Genomic DNA, 17,557 nt, shown 5'->3' with positions numbered 1-17,557 from the left:
CTATTAGAAGAATTTAAAGAACTTTGATTTTTTTTAACATTAATGTTTAAATTAGTAAAGAGATTATTGCCAAAGCCTGTATTAAAATTTAACATTGTTCTAATCCTTATTTTATTTTGGAATAAAAAGCAAATTCTATTCCAAAATTTAAAATTGTGAAATTAAATCATTAAAATTGAGTAACAAGAATTTTATTTAAATCATTACCTACACGATTTAAAACTTCTCGAGCAACACTACTGCTAACATTTGCACTTCTAATTTTATAAATTGTATCTCCACTTATACCTACAACCATGCCACCATTTGAAAATTTAACTTGAGGAATTCCAAAAGGACCTATAAGCGTAAATTTTGTTGCAGTTACAGCTAAATACTCTCCTAATTCTGGATTGGCAATCGACGCAAGATTACTGTAAGCTTGTTTATTGGTGTATAAGTCTGAACAACCATCTCCGCCAAGACCACAAAGAACTTTATTTCTATACTCATATTCAGTAACCCCTACAACCACACCAATTTGACTTAACTTTGTCATACCTAAATTAATGTTTTGAAAAATAAAAACATTAGATCCGGTGCTATTTCTAAAAAGCCCATACCCACCCTTAACATCTTTCATCTCATTAAGACTAAGAACTTTAACACCTGCACTATTATCACTGAGTGCACCATTGCTAACTTTAGCTAGAAAATCATCCCCAAAAGCAGAACTTGCTAATAAAGCGCCTAAAGTTGCAACGCTTAATAATTTTTTGATCATAATTTACCTATTTCTATGTAAAAATATAACATAAAATCATTTTATCATAAATGATAATTTTAATCAAATTCTTAAAAATTCTATTTTATAGATATTTGGATAATGTTTATAATGAATTTTTAGCGTTTTAAAAGTTTTTTATTTTTTTAATATATTTTAATGATAGTGTGTAAATTTGTAAAATATTGATTAAAATTATTAAAGTGGTTTATTGATAAAGCAAATTAAAACTAATTTGTTTAAAATCTAAATAACAATTTTATTTCGATTTTAAATTTTCTTTATAAAATAATTTATTTTATCAGTATAAATTTATAATTTTAATGTATGATAAGCATTGGTAACAAAGTAAAGTAAAAGGTTTTTAATATGTTTAGATTATTTTTTTTTATTATTTTTTTAAGTCTTGGTCTTTTTGCTAAAAATTTTTTAGACTTTGATCATAATAATACATTTGACAAAGAGCAAAACAAAAGTCAAGAAAATCCTTTAAAACGCATTAAAATTCCTACTCATTAAAATGAAAAAAGAAATGGTTTCATTGGCACAATTAAAAGAAGGATACCGTTACAATAGTGATTCTTTAATTTTGGTCGATTTTGTTTTAAATTGCGGAGTTAAAAATGAATTATTAGATGTAGGGGCAGGTTGTGGTGTTTTAGGTATTTTGCTTAAAGCATTTAATGAAAAGTTAAATTTATCTGCAATCGATATTCAAGAAGAAAATATAAAACTTATTAGACAAAATTTAGACAAAAATCATATTAAGGCTGAAATTTTTTGCGATGATTTTTTAAAATTTAAAATTGAAAAAAAATTCGATTTTATAGTATCTAATCCCCCTTTTTATAGACAAGGTGCTTATAAAAGCGAAAACAAGCATAAAAGCATTAGCAAATTTCAATCTTATTTGCCTTTAGATAAGTTTATTTGCAAGGCAAATTCTATGCTTAAACCAAGGGGTGTTTTGTATTTTTGTTATGAAGCTTTGGCTTTTGATCAAATTTGCACGATTTTAGAAAAGAAAAAGCTAAAAATGACTAAAATTTGTTTTGTACATAGCAATAAAAATGAGAAAGCAAGACTTATTTTGATTGGTGCAAGAAAAAGCGTGAAGTCCCCTTGCGAGATCTTGCCTCCTTTGTTTGTTTATGAAAACGGAGATTTAAGCGAAAAAATGCAAGCAATTCACTCTAAGTTTAGGTTGGAAAGTTATGATTTTTAAAAAAGATTTTCCTTATTGTTTTGACGAAAATGCTTGTCAAAATTGTGGCGGAAAATGTTGCATTGGTGATAGTGGTAATATTTTTGCAAGTAAAGAAGAACTTAAAAATTTAAGAGAATATTTGGGCTTAAGTGAAGAAGAATTTGCTTTAAAATATCTTAAAAAAGTGGGTTTTAAAATGAGCTTTAAAGAAGTTGAATTTGAAGGTGGATATGCGTGTATCTTTTTTGATCCCATAAATAGAAATTGTTCAATTTATGATTATCGTCCGATGCAATGTCGCACCTTTCCTTTTTGGGAATATTTTAAAACACATCAACAGGAATTAAAAAAAGAATGTATAGGAATTACTTATTTATCTTAATCGCTATTTTATTGAGTGCTTGCGCTGGTTCTAAAACCGTCGTTGTTTATCCTGATTATAAAAAATTTAAAAGTAATGAATTTGATTTAAGGGTGATGAAAGCTTATAATTATGAGTATTTTCACCAAGATAAAGAAGCCAGAGATGAGTTTTTAAAGCTTTTTGAGGATTATAATAATACTCATTTTTTAGAAAATGCATTTTTGATTACTTTAGTCAATGATCTTGATCAAAAAAAAGAAATCAATAAAATGGTAAAGCCTTATTTAAATCAAAATGACAATCTTAAGCGTCTTAGTGCCCTTTATGATCTTAATTCCCATGATCTTAAAAATGCTAAAAAATTAGTGCAAGAGCTTTTAAAAAAAGAAAATAATGATCCAAGAAATTTAGAATTATATGGTGATATTTTGGTGAAGCAAAATGATCTTAAAAATGCTGCAAAATACTATCGTTTAGCTTATAATTATGCTTCAAATGAGGAAATTTTATTAAAACTTGTAAGCGTTTATGCGATTTTAAATAATACAGTTAGCATTAAAGAATTGCTAGAAAATTCTAGAAAAACAAATGGTTGTACTTTAAAAACTTGTATTTTGCTTGCAAAAATTTATAACGATGAAAAAGACTATAAAGCTTTAGTAGAGGTTTATCTTCAGCTTTATGAAATCACCAAAAGCAAGAATTTTATTTTATCTGCGGTTGAGTTGCTTAATTCTGAAAATCAAGTCAAACAAGCTTTAAATATCGCCTTAGAATATAATTTGGATGATGATATTAAATTGTATTTATATCAAAAATTAAAATATTATAATCAAGCCAAAGATTTAAGTATACAGGTTTATCAACGCACTCGCAATAAAGAATACCTTTTGCGTGCTGCAGTTTTTGAATTTGAAGATGCGAGTTTAAAGAAAAAAATTACACCTAAAATCATACAAGCTGTAAAAGAAAAATTTGAAAGAGCGATTGATGAAAATACTAATGATTTATATTTAAATTATTATGGGTATTTATTGATTGATTATGATTTAGATGTTAAAAAAGGGATTAAATTTGTAGAACTTGCTTTGAAAAAAGATCCGCAGAATTTGTATTATTTGGATTCTTTGGCTTGGGGATATTATAAGCTTGGAGATTGTTATAAGGCTTGGGAAATTTTGAAAAAAACTTTTAAAGATAAAGAGTTTTCAAATTCTAAAGAAAGTAAAGCTCATATAAAGGCGATAAAAAAATGTTTAAAGCTATAAAACGAGATGAAATTTATAAAAAAATTCAAAAAGAACTTGAAGAGAGAAAAAAGATTTTGCCCTATGATATGTTGGGTCGATCTTTAGCTTCAAATCCTTTTTTTCCTAAAGATGTGCATAAGGCTTTAAAAAGAATAGATCAAGAGATAAAATTGATCCCTCAAATTAAAGAGGATTTAAATCAAAATTTATCCTTGGCCTTAGAGAGTGAAAAAAAAGGAGTGGCTGCTCTTTCTATATCTACTTGGCCGCATTTTAATGGCGTGCTTGAAAATTTAAGTATGATACGTCGCTATACTCAAATTCCTTTATTAAGAGAAGATTTTATTATCGATGAATATCAAATTTTAGAAACCTTAGTTTATGGTGGAGATTTTATTTTATTGATCGCTAAAATGCTAAATACTAAAGAGCTTAAAAAATTGCTTGAATTTGCAAGACATTTAGGACTTGAAGCTTTGGTTGAAATTTGCGATAAAGAAGATTTAAGCAAGGCTATTTTAGCTGGGGCTGATCTTGTAAGTATTTGCAATGAGGATGAAAATTTTTCAAACTATGTGCAATTATGTGAAAAACTTATGGGTCAAATTCCAAATTCTAAAATCATTGTTGCTAGTGTAAATGATGAAGAAAATTTACAACACTTGCAAAAATTAGGCATAGATGCTTTTTTAATAAGCAATGCAAATCATTAAGGAAATTCAATGCAATACTTATACGCGCCTTGGAGAAGTGAATATTTTGAGAAAGAAAAGAGCAAATGTCCTTTTTGTGATTGTGCTAATAAAATAGATGATGATGAAAAATTAGGCGTTATTTTTAGAGCTAAGCATTGTTTTGCTGTAATGAATCGCTACCCTTATTCTGCGGGACATTTTATGATTATACCTTATTTACATGAAGAGCATATAGAAAATTTAGATGAGGCGATTTGGCAAGAAATGAGTTATTGGGTGCGAGAAGGCGTTAAAATTTTAAAAAATGAACTTCACGCGAGTGGTGTAAATATAGGGATGAATTTAAGCAAAGATGCTGGAGCTGGGATTGCGATGCATTGTCATTATCATTTGGTGCCTCGTTGGTTTGGGGATACTAATTTTATTACAACTATAGGAGAAACTAGGGTTTGTGGTACAGATTTAAAAGATGTGTATTATAAATTAGTTGATGCTTTTAAAAATGTTAAGTGAATTAGAATTTGAAAATTTTAATCAAGAAAATTTCGATTTTTTAATCGATGCAAGAAGTCCAAAAGAATTTGCCCACTCTCACTTTCAAGGAGCTTTAAATTTTTATGCTTTAAATGATGATGAGCATCAAAAAATAGGGACGCTTTATAAACAAAATCAAGCTTTAGCCAAAGCAGAGGGCGCAAGCTGTATATGCGCTAATATGTCTTGTCATATTCCTATAATCGCTCAAAAATTCCGTATAGGATCTAAAGTCGGAATTTATTGTGCTAGGGGAGGATTGCGTTCTAAGGCTATAGCTGTGATTTTAAGTGAATTAGGTTATAGAGTAGTGCGTTTAAAAGGAGGTTTTAAAGCTTATAGAGCTTTTTTACTAAAGTATTTTGATAAATCTTTAAATTTAAAATTATTTGCACTTTGTGGTAATACAGGTTGTGGAAAAAGCGAGCTTTTGGAACTTTTACCCCAAGCTATTAATTTAGAAAAAATGGCAAATCATTTAGGATCTTCTTTTGGTGATATTTTGGGTGATCAACCTACTCAAAAAGCTTTTGAATCTTTGCTTTTTTATGCAATGAAAGAAATTAAAAATTTTGCTTTTATAGAAAGCGAAAGTCGTAAAATAGGAGATATAATCTTGCCTTTAAAGCTGTATGAGAGTATGCAGAATGCTTTTAAAATTTATTGTTTTTGTTCTTTAGAAAATCGTATAAGAAGGATACAAAAATTTTATAAAGATAGAATGACGCCTTTAAAATTTAAAGAATGCGTGAAAAGAATTAGTCCTTATGTGAGTATGAATTTTAGGCAAGATTTGCTACAAAGCTATGAAAGTCAAAAATTAGAAAAAGTCATTAGTATGCTTTTAGAATACTATGATAAAAGCTATAAGCAACCAGAAAGAATTGATTTTAGACTCAATACAGATGATATTTTAAAAGCCAAAGAAGAGCTTTTAAATTTTTTAAAAACTAAGTATAAAATTAATTTTTAAGAGATTTTAAAATAAAGTTGATAAATTCATCACTATCATTTGGACAAGAAATGAGTTCATAATCTTGTGTTGCTAAGTGTCTGTATTCCATACCTAACTCAAAGATAGTTTCAGAACAATCTATACAAAAAGATATAGGGTAAATTAAAGCTTTATTTTTAAGCGAAGCTAAAATATCACTTGTGCTAGGCTCTAGCCATTTAACGGGTCCAAGTTTAGATTGATAAGCAAGAATAATTTCTTCAAAATGATTTTTGAGTTTTTCTTTTAAAATTTCAATATGCTCATTGACGTGTTTTTCATATAAATCCCCTTTTTGTATAAGAGAAATTGGTAAAGAATGGGCTGAAAAAATAAGAGTTTTAGCATTAAATTGATTTTTTTTATGTAAGATGTGTGAAACGATCATTTGATTGTAATTTGCATCTTTGTAAAAAATATCCATTATTTTTATTTTACTTGTAATATTTAATTTTTTAATTTCTTTTTGCAAAACTTCAAGTGAAGAAGTTACAGTGGTGCAAGAGTGATGAGGGTAGAGTGGGTAAAGGATGATTTGATCTTTTGAATTTAAAGAGTGTTTTTCTAAAATTTCGCTAGCATAAGGAGGCACATATAAATTTACAAAATCAAAAACAAATTCTTTTTGTAAAGAATTTAATTTATGGCATAAATTTTGTGTGATTTCATTTAAAGGGGATTTTCCACCCATTTTAGTATAATTTTTTTGCATGGTTTTTGTGCGAGATAATGTAATCATCCAAGCTACAAATTTTCTTAAAAATTTATTTTTAATGCCTAAAATATAAGGGTCATTAAACATATTTTTTAAAAAAGTTTTACAATCTTTTAAATTAGTAGCCCCTCCCATATTTAAAAATAAAACTAATTTCAATTTTCTTCCTCTAAGATTTTTTGCACTCTATAAGCATCATCAATACTTGCTAAGAAATGATCTTCATTATTGATTAAATTTAGCAAAGCTTGATGTTCGTTAAATAAAGGAGAGTTTTTTTCTATTTGAATTTCTTTATCATCTTTAAATAGTTTAAAGTTAGCCAAATCCGCTTCAAAAAAATGTTTTTCTGTAATAAGATGAATTTTTCTAAGCCTTAAAGAGCAATTCCAGCTTTGGTGCAAAGAAGCTATAATTTCTCCGAGTTCGCAAGAGATAATACTTTCACTTTCTCTATTTGCATCTTGAGTGAAGCGTTTTATGATCTTAGCTTTTGTGATATTTTTTTGACTTAAAAAACTAATTAGATCAAGATCATGTACAGCTAAATCGTGTAAAATTCCAACGTCGTTGATTCTTTGCGGATAAGGTGAAAATCTTTGTATATTTATACTGATGATTTTTTCATTTTTTAAATTTTGTTTTAAGGCCAAAACAGCAGGGTTAAAGCGTTCGCAAAAACCTACAGCTATTTTTTTATTTTGTGCAATTTTTTTTAATTCTTCAATTTGTGCTAAATTTAAAGCTAAAGGTTTTTCTATAAGCAGTACTTTTGCAGAGTTTAAAACTTTTTTTGCAATATCTAAGTGTGAATTCGTAGGTGTTGCAATGATGATAATATCATTATCTTGTTTTATAAATTCATCTAAATCATTAAAAAAAATGTTATTAAATTGGCTTAAATTTGGACTTTGATAAAGATCAAATAAGGCATTGATTTTAAAATGGGAATTTCTAGCAAGTTCATTGAGATGATTTTGCCCCATTTTTCCAAGTCCGATTATCCCAATTTTCATTGTTAATCCTTAAAAAGATCGATAACTTGCTCTTGTTCTTTTTCTTCTAAAAAGGCCGAAAAAGGCAAGGATAAGATGTGTTCGCTTGCGTAGCTTGAATTTTTAATTTCTAAATGATTTGCTTCTTTAAAACAAAGTTGTTTGTGAAGTGGAGTTGGATAATGAATCGCATAAGGGATTTTTGCTTTTTCAAATTTTTGCAAAATATCTGCTCTATTTTCTACTAAAATGCTGTATTGTGCATAAACACTTTTAGCATTATTATCGATTTTTGGAATTACGCAATTTTTTAGATTTTCATCGTAAATTTTAGCTAGAATTTGTCTTTTTTCAGTTTCTTGTTCAAGATATTTTAATTTTACATTTAAAATAGCCGCTTGAAGGGTATCAAGACGTGCATTTATACCTATAAATTCGTGCTTGTAACGCTCAGTTTGTCCGTGATTGAGTAAAATTCTTATTTTTTGTGCTAAAGCATCATCATGGCAAAAAATAGCCCCTCCATCTCCATAAGCACCCAAAGGCTTAGATGGAAAAAAACTTGTGCAAGAAATGGGTGCAATAGAGCAAGATTTTTCTCCTTTAAAACTTGCACCAAAGCTTTGTGCTCCATCTTCAATAAGGGCGATATTTTTATTTTTTAGCGTTTCATTTAAACTTCTTAAATCACTCATTTGGCCAAACATGCTTACAGCAATAACCGCTTTTGTTTTAGGTGTGATGGCTTGTTCTACTGCTTTAAAATCAAGATTATAATTACTAAGATTGATGTCTACAAAAATAGGTTTTGCACCTACTAAAACAACGGCTTCGGCTGTTGCGATAAAGGTAAAATCAGGAACGATTACTTCATCTCCTTCCTTGATATCTAAGGCTCTTAAGGCTAGATATAAAGCACTGGTTCCACTTGAACATCCTATAGCATGTTTAATGCCTACAAAATGGGCTAAATTGTTTTCAAATTCATCAAGCTTTAAACCGCCTATAAAAGAAGAGCTTTGTAAAACGCTTTGAATTTCAGCGTCGATTTCGTTTTTATAGGCTAGATATTGTGCGTTAAGATTGATGAAATTCATAAAAATACCTTTATCTATAGAAATTTTTCAAGTTTTATAAAATACTTATTGTATTTTAGTTTTACTTAATTTAAAGTAATTTTGGTATTATAATAATTTATAATAATTTATTAGGAAATTTTTATGGATATTAGAAAAGCTTATTTGGATTTTTTTGCTTCTAAGGGACATGAAATTACCCCTTCAAGCCCTTTGGTTCCTGATGATGCGACTTTACTTTTTACTAATGCAGGTATGGTGCCTTTTAAAAGTATTTTTACGGGAGAAATTCCACGTCCAAACCCGCCAAGAAAGACGAGTTGTCAAACTTGTATTAGAGCAGGTGGAAAACATAATGATTTAGATAATGTTGGCTATACAGCACGTCATCATACTTTTTTTGAAATGCTTGGTAATTTTAGCTTTGGAGATTATTTTAAAGAACAGGCTATTTCTTATGCTTGGGAATTTGTAACCCAAATTTTAAAACTTCCTAAAGATAAGCTTTATGTAACTGTTCATCAAGATGATGATGAAGCTTTTGAAATTTGGCAAAAGCATATAGAGAAAGAAAGAATTTATAAATTTGGAGATAAGGATAATTTTTGGCAAATGGGCGATACAGGTCCTTGCGGTCCTTGTAGTGAAATTTTTTATGATCAAGGTGCTGAAAATTTTAATAGTGATGAAGATTATATGGGTGGAGATGGAGATAGATTTTTAGAGATTTGGAATCTTGTTTTCATGCAGTATGAAAGAAGTGCTGATGGAACTTTAAGTCCTTTGCCAAAGCCAAGTATTGATACAGGAATGGGTCTTGAAAGAGTTATGGCGATCAAGGAAGGAAAATTCAGTAATTTTGATAGTTCTTTATTTATGCCAATTATTGATGAAATTTCCAAACTTTGTAAAAAAGAATATATATATGAAAGTGGTGCAAGTTTTAGAGTGATCGCTGATCATATACGCTCTAGTGTGTTTTTGCTTACACAAGGGACAAATTTTGATAAAGAAGGTAGAGGCTATGTTTTAAGACGAATTTTGCGTCGTGCTTTAAGACATGGTTATTTGTTAGGATTTAAAAAGCCTTTTATGTATAAATTAGTCGATATAGTTTGCCATTTAATGGGAGATCATTATACTTATTTAAATGAAAAAAAAGAATTTGTTAAAGAGCAAATTCGACTTGAAGAAGAAAGATTTTTAAGCACTATAGAAAATGGAATTGAAATCTTTAACGAAGAACTTAAAAACACTCAAGAAATTTTCAGCGGAGAAGTTGCTTTTAAGCTTTATGATACTTATGGTTTTCCACTTGATCTAACTCAAGATATGCTTAGAGAAAAAAATCTTAAAGTGGATGAAGAAAAATTTGAAACTTTAATGCAAGAGCAAAAAGATCGTGCTAAGGCTTCCTGGAAGGGAAGTGGAAGTAAAAATGCCAGTGGTGATTTTAAGATTTTACTTGAAAAATTTGGAGAAAATGAATTTGTTGGTTATGAAAAAATAGAATGCGAAACTAAAATTCTCGCTCTTTTAGATGAAAATTTTAAAGAAATTTCATCCCTTAAGGGTAAAGGTTGGGTAATGCTTGAAAAAACTCCTTTTTATGCTACAAGTGGGGGGCAAAGTGCCGATGTGGGATTTTTAGATGATTGTGAAGTTTTAGACACTCAAAAATTCTTCGGGCTTAATCTTAGTTTTGTAAATGCTAGCAAAGAATTAAAAATCAATGATGTCATAAAAGCAAAAATCGATTTTGAAAAAAGAGAGCAAATTGCACGTCATCATTCAGCAACTCATCTTTTACATCACGCCTTAAGAGAAATTTTAGGCAGTCATGTTTCTCAAGCAGGCTCTTTAGTGGAATTTAATAAATTAAGATTTGACTTTACCCATCCTAAGGCTTTAAGCAAAGAAGAATTAGAATGCATTGAAAAAAGAGTTAATGAAATGATTATACTTTCAAGCGATGCAGTGCTTGAAACCATGTCTTTAGATGAAGCAAAAAAGAGCGGCGCTATAGCTTTATTTAATGAAAAATATCAAGATAATGTTCGTGTATTAACTTTAGGAGAAAGCAAAGAGCTTTGTGGCGGAACTCACGTTTTAAATACAGCACAAATTGGTAGTTTTTATATTGTTAAAGAAAGTGGAGTGAGTGCAGGTATAAGACGCATAGAAGCAGTTGTATCTAAAGCAGCTTTAAAATTTGTTAAAAACCAGCTTGATGAAATTGCCAAAGCTAAAGAAGAATTAAAAAACAATGATATCTTAAATGGAGTAAAAAAACTTAAAAATGAAATTATTACCCTAAAAGAAGAATTAAAAAATTCAAATAAAGCGGAGCTAAAATCAAAAAATATCAATGGAGTGCAAATTTGTGTCGAAAGTATTCAAAATGGCGATATTAAAGCTATGATTGATGATTTTAAAAATAAATTTAGCAAAGCCGTGATTTTGCTTGCTCAAGTAAAAGAGGGTAAAGTCCTACTTGCTGCTGGGGTAAAAGAAGCTCCTTTAAAAGCTGGAGTTTTGGTTAAAGAAGCGGCGCAAATTTTAGGTGGAAATGGTGGCGGAAGAGATGATTTTGCCACAGCAGGGGGTAAAGATACGACTAAACTTGATGAAGCTTTAAAGCAAAGTTTGGATCATATAGAAAAAGCAATTCAATGTTAATTCTCGCATCAAGCTCTTCTTCGAGAGCAAAATTACTCCAAGAAGAAAATATTGAATTTAAGCAAATTGCTTTTGATTATGATGAAAATTTAAATAAAAATATTTTAGCCAGTTCTTATGTTCAAAATGTTGTTCTTGAGAAAGAAAAACAATTTTTTGCTACTTTTGAAAAAGATTTTATAAATGAAACTGTACTTTTTGCTGATAGTATTGTTTGTGTAGGAGATAAAATTTTAACAAAGGCAAAAAACAAAGATGAGGCTTATAAAATGCTTGCCTTGCAAGATGGAAAAAACGCAAGTATCTTAAGTGCTTTTTTGTTAGTCAATGCTCGAAAGAGAGTTTTTTCTCTTTCTAAAACGACACTTTATTTTAAGGAATTTGAAAAAAATGCTTTAAAAGATTATGTTGAAAATGATTTTTATCAAGGCAAAGCAGGTTGTATTATGTGTGAAGGTTTTCATGGGCAATTTATATTAAAACAAATAGGAAATTCAAGTACAGCTTTGGGGCTTGATACTCAAACTTTAAAGGCTTATTTATGAAAATTTTAGGATATATTTTTTCATTTTTTAGTTTATTGTTAGTTGCAGGTGCGATTTATGTCGGATACCTTTTTACAAGTTTAGATACCCAAGATTATGTTTTTAAAGAGTATAATCCACCACTTACAACGCAAATTTTTGATCGTAATGGAAAATTAGTAGCCAATATTTTTGAACAACATCGCTTTTATGCAAAATATAATGAATTACCTCCGCGTCTTATTGAAGCTTTGGTGGCGATTGAAGATACGAGTTTTTTTGAACACAATGGAGTCAATATTGACGCTATTTTTAGAGCAGGATTAAAGGTGATAAAAAATGCTGGAAAACCCGTAGAAGGTGCTTCTACTCTTACTCAGCAATTTATAAAAAATACTGAATTAACCCCTGAAAAAACAATTACAAGAAAAATTAGAGAAGCTTTACTTGCTTATAAGATAGAAACCTTACTTACCAAAGAGCAAATTTTAGAAAGATATTTAAATTTTATTTTTTTTGGACACGGATATTATGGTATTAAAACTGCAGCGCAAGGATATTTTCATAAAAATTTAAGCGAATTAAGTCTTAAAGAAATTGCAATGCTAGTTGGTATCCCTAAAGCACCAAGTAGTTACGATCCTACTAAACATCTTGATCTTTCTATTGCACGTGCAAATAATGTTTTAACAAGAATGTATAGTTTAGGTTGGATTTCTAAAAGTGATTATGATAGTGCTATGAAAGAGGTGCCTAAAATTTATAATGACACTTTAACTCAAAATACTGCTCCTTATGTTGTTGATGAGGTGATGAAGCAACTTGGTTCTAGTATTAAGGATTTAAAAACGGGTGGCTATAAGATCACTTTAAATATTGATTTAGATGTTCAAGAAATGGCACAAAATGCTTTAAAATTTGGCTATGATGAAATAATTAAACGTGATAAAGATGCAAATTTGAGTACTTTAAATGGCGCTATGGTTGTTGTTAATCATCAAAGTGGTGATGTTTTGGCACTTGTTGGTGGAGTAGATTATGAAAAAAGCAATTATAACCGTGCTACTCAAAGTATGCGTCAGCCAGGAAGCTCCTTTAAGCCTTTTGTGTATCAAACAGCTATTAATTTAGGTTATTCCCCTATGAGTGAAATTGCGGATATTTCTAGGATTTTTTCAGGTGGTGATAAGGTTTGGAAACCTAAAAATGATGGTGGAAAATTTCTAGGTTTGATTACCCTTAAAGAAGCTTTAACGCGTTCTAGAAATCTTGCTACGATTAATCTCGCGCTTGATATCGGGCTTGATGTGCTTTATTCTAAATTGATGGAATTTGGTTTTAAAGATATTCCGCCGAATTTATCTATAGTTTTGGGAAGTTTTGGAATTTCTCCTTTGGAATATTCTAAATTTTATACCATGTTTGGAAACTATGGGCTGATAAAAGAACCTCAAATTATAAGGCAAGTTCAAGATAAAGATAGCAAAGTGATCATGAAATTTGACTCAAGTGAACATAGAGTGAGTAATCCAGAGCAAAGCTTTTTAGTGCTTGATATGATGAGAAATGTCGTAGAAAGTGGCACAGGTCGCAATGCTAAAGTTAAAGGTATAGATATAGCTGGAAAAACAGGAACAACAAATAAAAATGTTGATGCTTGGTTTTGTGGAATTACTCCAGAAATCGAAGCATTGATTTGGTATGGAAATGACAATAACAAGCCAATGCGTTATACAGAAAGCGGATCTAGAACTGCAGCACCAGTATTTAGAGAATTTTTAACTCAATATATAGAAAAATTCCCAAATACAACTAAAAAATTTAGTATTCCAAATGGTGTTTATCGCGGAACCTATAAAGGACAGAGTGCTTACTATACAGATAAATCACCTTTACCAAGAAAGAATATAAATTTTAATGAAAGTGAGATTTTGTTTTAATGGAAGTTATAGTTAATAAACATTTAATTCGTTTTTTTGAAGAAAATCATTTATTTTCTTGTGTGAACGGAATTCGTTTTAAGGAAGGTGAAAAGGTTTGTATACCCAACGAAGGATATATGGAAGAATATAGTTCTTTTAACTGTGGAAATATTTTATGTCAAATAGGATCTTTTTCTTATTAGTAATGCTAATATACCTCGTGCTGATTTGAAAATTGGAAGATATTGTTCTATTGCAGTTGGAATAAATTTTATTTTTTCAAAACATCCATTAAACATTATCTCAACCTCTAGTTTTACATATGATAGCAACTTTATTATTTTTAAAAAAGCAAGAGAAAATTTTAATTCTTCGTTTTATGTCAATCGCTATCGTGATTTTATTGAACCCGATAAGCCTACTATATTAATGGATGATGTTTATATCTGTGCTAATGCTTGCTTAAAACCCGGTATTACTTTGCATACAGGTTGTGTAGTTGGGCAAAATTCTGTAGTCACCAAGGATGTTCCGCCTTATGCTATTGTTGTAGGAAATCCGGGTAAAATTGTAAAATATCGTTTCGAAGAACAGGTTATAAAGAGACTTTTAAATTTGCAATGGTGGAAATATAAATTTTGCGATTTTCAAGGAATTAATTTTTATTTGGATCAACTTGAAAAAAGAATCGAAAGGAAAGAAATTAAAATTTTTCAACCTAAAAAGATTTTTTTTTGAAGAAATTATAGAAATTTCAAAATTTCCATTTCAAATTTCAATACGCAATAATCCAATAAAACTTGTAGGAGCCAAAGCAAGAATTCAAAACCAACTTTCTTATAAACTAGGACAAGCTATGATTATTAATTCTAAAAGTATTTTTGGAGTTATATCAATGACAATTTATTTATTATCTATACTTTTAACTTATAAACAAGAACAAAAAATTTATCAAGAAAAAATAAAAAAAGATCCTTCTTTAAAATTACCTCCTTTAGAAACTTATCCAGACTATAAAGAAGCTTTAAAAGAAAAAGAATGTTTTACTTATAAACTAGGACAAGCCTTAATAAAAGCCAACAATAACTGGTATAGGGGGGGGGTATATCAAATTGTGGTTTGAGATAAGGAAGTTGAAGAAGGAATTTAAAAAATCAAGAAAGTAGAATTCTCTACTTTCAGTCTTTGATTTTTTTAATCACGATTTCATCATTTTCGGCATCAATTAAAATGTTATCATTTTCGTTAAGCTTATCGGCTAAGATCATATCGCTTAATTTATCTTCTATCATATCATAAATAGCTCTTTTTAGCGGTCTAGCACCAAAATCAGGATCAAAACCATCTTTTGCAATTAAAAGGGCTGCATTTTCACTTAAATTTGCTTTAATGCCTTTATTTGATAAGTTGTTTTGCAAATCTTTAAATAAAAGTTTGACGATTTCATAAGCCTCATCTTGTCCTAGAGGATTAAAAGTAATGATATCATCTAAGCGATTTAAAAATTCAGGCTTAAAGAAATTTTTTAACTCATTTTTGATCGCATTTTCTTTTTCTTCCCCATTTAGCGTCATGATTGCATTTGAGGCGATATTAGAGGTTAAAATAATAATCGTATTTTTAAAATCCACCGTTACGCCTTTGCTATCTGTCGCTCTTCCATCATCTAAAATTCCTAAAAGCACATTGAAAACATCTTTATGGGCTTTTTCAACTTCGTCAAATAAAAGAACACTATAAGGTTTTCTACGCACTGCTTCAGTTAGCTCTCCACCTTCTTCATGTCCTATATATCCAGGAGGCGCTCCTAAAAGTCTTGAAACGCTATGTTTTTCCATAAATTCACTCATATCAAAGCGTATCATAGCCTTTTCATCATCAAATAAAAATTTTGCTAAAGCTTTAGCTGATTGAGTTTTACCTACCCCTGTTGGCCCTAAAAATAAAAAGCTTCCTATAGGTTTATTGTCTGCATTGAGTCCTGCTTTATTGCGTTTAATGGCTCTTGCTAAAGCATTTAAAGCTTTATCTTGTCCTATGACACTTTCTTTTAAATGTTTTTCAACTTCTAAGAATTTTTGTTTTTCAGAAGTAAGCATTTTTTGCACACTTATACCCGTCCATTTACTCAAAATCCCAGCGACTAAATCTTCATCAACTTGATTTTTAAGTAAAACGCCATTTTCACTCATTTTTTTCCATTTTTCTTCTAAATCTTGCACTTCCTTTTCAAGGCTTGGAATTTTTCCATACTCTAATTCAGCCGCTTTTTGAAATTCGCCTTTATTTTTAGCTAAATTGGCTTCATTTTTTAAAAGATCAATTTCTTTTTTCTTTGCACTGATTTCATTGAAAACACCTTTTTCATTTTCAAATTGTGAATTTAATGCGCTTTGTTTTTCTTTTAAATTGGCTAATTCTTTGATGATTTCCTCTATTCTTTTTTCATTTTTTTTATCATTTTCCATTTTTAAAGCTTCATTTTCAACTTCTAGGGTTTCAATGTCTTTTCTTACTTTTCTTAAAGAACTAGGTTCACTTTCAATTTGCATCTTAAGTTCAGCGGCGGCTTCATCGATCAGATCAATAGCTTTATCTGGCAAAAAACGATCCGCTATATAGCGTTTTGAAAGCTTAGCAGCTGCAACTAAAGCGCTATCATTAATCGTTACATTGTGATGAATTTCTAATTTTTCTTTGATGCCTCTTAGCATCGCTAAAGCTTCATTGATACTAGGTTCAGGAACATTAACAGGTTGAAAACGACGCTGCAAAGCTGCATCTTTTTCGAAATATTTACGATATTCTTTTAAAGTAGTAGCGCCTATGGTATGAAGTTCACCTCTAGCTAAAGCAGGTTTTAAGATATTAGCTGCATCCATACTCCCTTCACTCGCTCCAGCTCCTACTATGGTATGAATTTCATCTATAAATAAAATGATATTTTTGTTTTTAATTACTTCATTAACCACTGCTTTTAAGCGATCTTCAAATTCTCCGCGGTATTTTGCACCTGCTATTAAAGCGCTCATATCAAGCGCAATGACTTTTTTGTTTTGTAAAGAAGTTGGCACATCTTTTTTGACTATTCTTTGTGCTAAAGCTTCGACAATGGCGGTTTTTCCAACTCCAGGTTCACCGAGTAAAATAGGATTGTTTTTGGTTTTTCGAATAAGAATTTGCATAAGTCTTTCTATTTCTTCTTCTCTTCCAATAACTGGATCTAGCTCTCCTTGAGTTGCTTTTTGGGTTAGATCAATACCAAATTTATTTAAACTATCTAAAGTTTCATCACTTGTCTTACTATCAACCTTTCTTCCCGCTCTTAAATTTTGTAATTCTTTTTGAAATTCTTTGCGATCTAAAAATTTAGATAAAATTTCTTTAATCGGATCTTTTTCGCTTTCGCTAATAAGCCAAGTATCTACGGATAAATAGCTATCTCCATTCGCACTCATTAAGCCTTTGGCTGTCTCTAAAGAGTTAATAAATTCATTTGAAAATCTAATGGTTTCTTTGCTAACGTTTGAACTTGTTGGGAATTTAGATATTTTGCTTTTAATTTCAAGTTCCAAGGCTTCTTTGGAAATATTTAATTTATTAAGTATTTGATTAAGTAAACTTGAGCTATCAACGCATAAAGCCCAAAAAAGATGCAAAGGAACAATTTCATTATTTTTAGAATATATTGCTAAAGATGCTGCACTTTCAATATTTGAAAGCATGGAGTCTGTTAAATAATCTTGTATATTTGCCATATTGATTCCTTTTTATTAATTTATATAGATAGTATTATATAAATTTAGTCATATAATGTCAAGTTATTTTATATAATTTTA

The 17,557-nt window shown here is 29.7% G+C and carries 17 protein-coding genes and 1 pseudogene; 13 read left to right on the top strand and 5 right to left on the bottom strand.

Translation table 11 applies throughout. From position 1 onward, the window contains the following. Positions 1-169: 169 nt before the first annotated feature. Positions 170-763 carry a hypothetical protein gene (locus tag CQA69_RS01250; RefSeq protein WP_137620026.1) on the bottom strand — a complete coding sequence of 198 codons (594 nt, stop codon included), beginning with the start codon at positions 761-763 and terminating at the stop codon, positions 170-172. 369 nt (positions 764-1,132) lie between these two features. On the opposite strand from CQA69_RS01250, the gene CQA69_RS08905 reads away from it, so the two are divergent. Genes CQA69_RS08905 through mnmH form a run of 7 tightly spaced genes read left to right on the top strand, consistent with a single transcriptional unit; the run spans position 1,133 to position 5,786 of the window. Next, a complete protein-coding gene (locus CQA69_RS08905; RefSeq protein WP_171000283.1) occupies positions 1,133-1,282 on the top strand; it encodes a hypothetical protein in 150 nt (49 codons plus the stop codon). A 1-nt stretch (position 1,283) separates the two neighbouring features. Continuing rightward, positions 1,284-1,988, top strand: coding sequence for a tRNA1(Val) (adenine(37)-N6)-methyltransferase (locus tag CQA69_RS01245; RefSeq protein WP_246023092.1), 705 nt, complete (start codon positions 1,284-1,286; stop codon positions 1,986-1,988). Further along, entirely contained in the window at positions 1,978-2,352 is a 375-nt protein-coding gene (locus CQA69_RS01240; RefSeq protein ID WP_137620024.1) for a YkgJ family cysteine cluster protein, read from the top strand. The genes CQA69_RS01245 and CQA69_RS01240 overlap by 11 nt, the downstream gene beginning before the upstream one ends. After that, a complete protein-coding gene (locus CQA69_RS01235; RefSeq protein ID WP_137620023.1) occupies positions 2,325-3,602 on the top strand; it encodes a tetratricopeptide repeat protein in 1,278 nt (425 codons plus the stop codon). Before CQA69_RS01240 ends, CQA69_RS01235 begins: the two co-directional genes overlap by 28 nt. Next, positions 3,587-4,297 carry an indole-3-glycerol phosphate synthase TrpC gene (locus tag CQA69_RS01230; RefSeq protein WP_407924062.1) on the top strand — a complete coding sequence of 237 codons (711 nt, stop codon included), beginning with the start codon at positions 3,587-3,589 and terminating at the stop codon, positions 4,295-4,297. The genes CQA69_RS01235 and CQA69_RS01230 overlap by 16 nt, the downstream gene beginning before the upstream one ends. 9 nt (positions 4,298-4,306) lie before the next feature. After that, positions 4,307-4,792: an HIT family protein gene (locus tag CQA69_RS01225; protein ID WP_137620022.1), complete on the top strand. Its 486-nt coding sequence runs from the start codon at positions 4,307-4,309 to the stop codon at positions 4,790-4,792. Then, the gene (gene mnmH, locus CQA69_RS01220) at positions 4,782-5,786 is read left to right on the top strand and encodes a tRNA 2-selenouridine(34) synthase MnmH (protein WP_137620021.1); all 1,005 of its coding nucleotides are present in this window, start codon (positions 4,782-4,784) and stop codon (positions 5,784-5,786) included. Before CQA69_RS01225 ends, mnmH begins: the two co-directional genes overlap by 11 nt. On the opposite strand, the gene hemH is transcribed toward mnmH, so the two are convergent. From hemH to CQA69_RS01205, 3 genes are read right to left on the bottom strand one after another with little or no spacing between them, the layout of a single operon-like run. Continuing rightward, a complete protein-coding gene (gene hemH, locus CQA69_RS01215) occupies positions 5,776-6,681 on the bottom strand; it encodes a ferrochelatase (protein ID WP_137620020.1) in 906 nt (301 codons plus the stop codon). The genes mnmH and hemH overlap by 11 nt on opposite strands. Continuing rightward, positions 6,678-7,538, bottom strand: coding sequence for a Gfo/Idh/MocA family protein (locus tag CQA69_RS01210; RefSeq protein ID WP_137620019.1), 861 nt, complete (start codon positions 7,536-7,538; stop codon positions 6,678-6,680). The genes hemH and CQA69_RS01210 overlap by 4 nt, the downstream gene beginning before the upstream one ends. 2 nt (positions 7,539-7,540) lie before the next feature. Further along, entirely contained in the window at positions 7,541-8,614 is a 1,074-nt protein-coding gene (locus tag CQA69_RS01205) for a DegT/DnrJ/EryC1/StrS family aminotransferase (RefSeq protein ID WP_137620018.1), read from the bottom strand. Between the two features lie 123 nt (positions 8,615-8,737). On the opposite strand from CQA69_RS01205, the gene alaS reads away from it, so the two are divergent. The 6 genes and pseudogenes from alaS to CQA69_RS01175 all read left to right on the top strand — a co-directional run. Further along, positions 8,738-11,272, top strand: a complete 2,535-nt coding sequence (gene alaS, locus CQA69_RS01200) for an alanine--tRNA ligase (RefSeq protein ID WP_137620017.1) — start codon at positions 8,738-8,740, stop codon at positions 11,270-11,272. Then, entirely contained in the window at positions 11,266-11,817 is a 552-nt protein-coding gene (gene maf, locus CQA69_RS01195; protein WP_137620016.1) for a septum formation inhibitor Maf, read from the top strand. The genes alaS and maf overlap by 7 nt, the downstream gene beginning before the upstream one ends. Next, positions 11,814-13,736: a penicillin-binding protein 1A gene (locus CQA69_RS01190; RefSeq protein WP_137620015.1), complete on the top strand. Its 1,923-nt coding sequence runs from the start codon at positions 11,814-11,816 to the stop codon at positions 13,734-13,736. The genes maf and CQA69_RS01190 overlap by 4 nt, the downstream gene beginning before the upstream one ends. Next, the gene (locus CQA69_RS01185) at positions 13,736-13,921 is read left to right on the top strand and encodes a hypothetical protein (RefSeq protein WP_137620014.1); all 186 of its coding nucleotides are present in this window, start codon (positions 13,736-13,738) and stop codon (positions 13,919-13,921) included. Before CQA69_RS01190 ends, CQA69_RS01185 begins: the two co-directional genes overlap by 1 nt. Positions 13,922-13,946: 25 nt before the next feature. Beyond that, positions 13,947-14,456, top strand: coding sequence for a CatB-related O-acetyltransferase (locus CQA69_RS01180; RefSeq protein WP_137620013.1), 510 nt, complete (start codon positions 13,947-13,949; stop codon positions 14,454-14,456). Positions 14,457-14,526: 70 nt separating this feature from the next. Further along, positions 14,527-14,884 (top strand): annotated as a pseudogene (locus CQA69_RS01175) (hypothetical protein); the annotation flags it as partial. 12 nt (positions 14,885-14,896) lie between these two features. Here CQA69_RS01175 and CQA69_RS01170 read toward each other — a convergent pair. Further along, positions 14,897-17,476, bottom strand: coding sequence for an ATP-dependent Clp protease ATP-binding subunit (locus CQA69_RS01170; protein ID WP_137620012.1), 2,580 nt, complete (start codon positions 17,474-17,476; stop codon positions 14,897-14,899). Positions 17,477-17,557: the final 81 nt, after the last annotated feature.

Source organism: Campylobacter estrildidarum (assembly GCF_005406205.1).
Classification (GTDB): Bacteria; Campylobacterota; Campylobacteria; order Campylobacterales; family Campylobacteraceae; genus Campylobacter_D; species Campylobacter_D estrildidarum.
This window is presented reverse-complemented; position numbering and strand designations above follow the sequence as displayed.

Coding starts and splice junctions, on each gene's coding strand:
- CQA69_RS01250 (WP_137620026.1), bottom strand. CDS start 763: ATGATCAAAAAATTATTAAGCGTTGCAACTTTAGGCGCTTTATTAGCA.
- CQA69_RS08905 (WP_171000283.1), top strand. CDS start 1,133: ATGTTTAGATTATTTTTTTTTATTATTTTTTTAAGTCTTGGTCTTTTT.
- CQA69_RS01245 (WP_246023092.1), top strand. CDS start 1,284: ATGAAAAAAGAAATGGTTTCATTGGCACAATTAAAAGAAGGATACCGT.
- CQA69_RS01240 (WP_137620024.1), top strand. CDS start 1,978: ATGATTTTTAAAAAAGATTTTCCTTATTGTTTTGACGAAAATGCTTGT.
- CQA69_RS01235 (WP_137620023.1), top strand. CDS start 2,325: ATGTATAGGAATTACTTATTTATCTTAATCGCTATTTTATTGAGTGCT.
- CQA69_RS01230 (WP_407924062.1), top strand. CDS start 3,587: ATGTTTAAAGCTATAAAACGAGATGAAATTTATAAAAAAATTCAAAAA.
- CQA69_RS01225 (WP_137620022.1), top strand. CDS start 4,307: ATGCAATACTTATACGCGCCTTGGAGAAGTGAATATTTTGAGAAAGAA.
- mnmH (WP_137620021.1), top strand. CDS start 4,782: ATGTTAAGTGAATTAGAATTTGAAAATTTTAATCAAGAAAATTTCGAT.
- CQA69_RS01210 (WP_137620019.1), bottom strand. CDS start 7,538: ATGAAAATTGGGATAATCGGACTTGGAAAAATGGGGCAAAATCATCTC.
- CQA69_RS01205 (WP_137620018.1), bottom strand. CDS start 8,614: ATGAATTTCATCAATCTTAACGCACAATATCTAGCCTATAAAAACGAA.
- alaS (WP_137620017.1), top strand. CDS start 8,738: ATGGATATTAGAAAAGCTTATTTGGATTTTTTTGCTTCTAAGGGACAT.
- maf (WP_137620016.1), top strand. CDS start 11,266: ATGTTAATTCTCGCATCAAGCTCTTCTTCGAGAGCAAAATTACTCCAA.
- CQA69_RS01190 (WP_137620015.1), top strand. CDS start 11,814: ATGAAAATTTTAGGATATATTTTTTCATTTTTTAGTTTATTGTTAGTT.
- CQA69_RS01185 (WP_137620014.1), top strand. CDS start 13,736: ATGGAAGTTATAGTTAATAAACATTTAATTCGTTTTTTTGAAGAAAAT.
- CQA69_RS01170 (WP_137620012.1), bottom strand. CDS start 17,476: ATGGCAAATATACAAGATTATTTAACAGACTCCATGCTTTCAAATATT.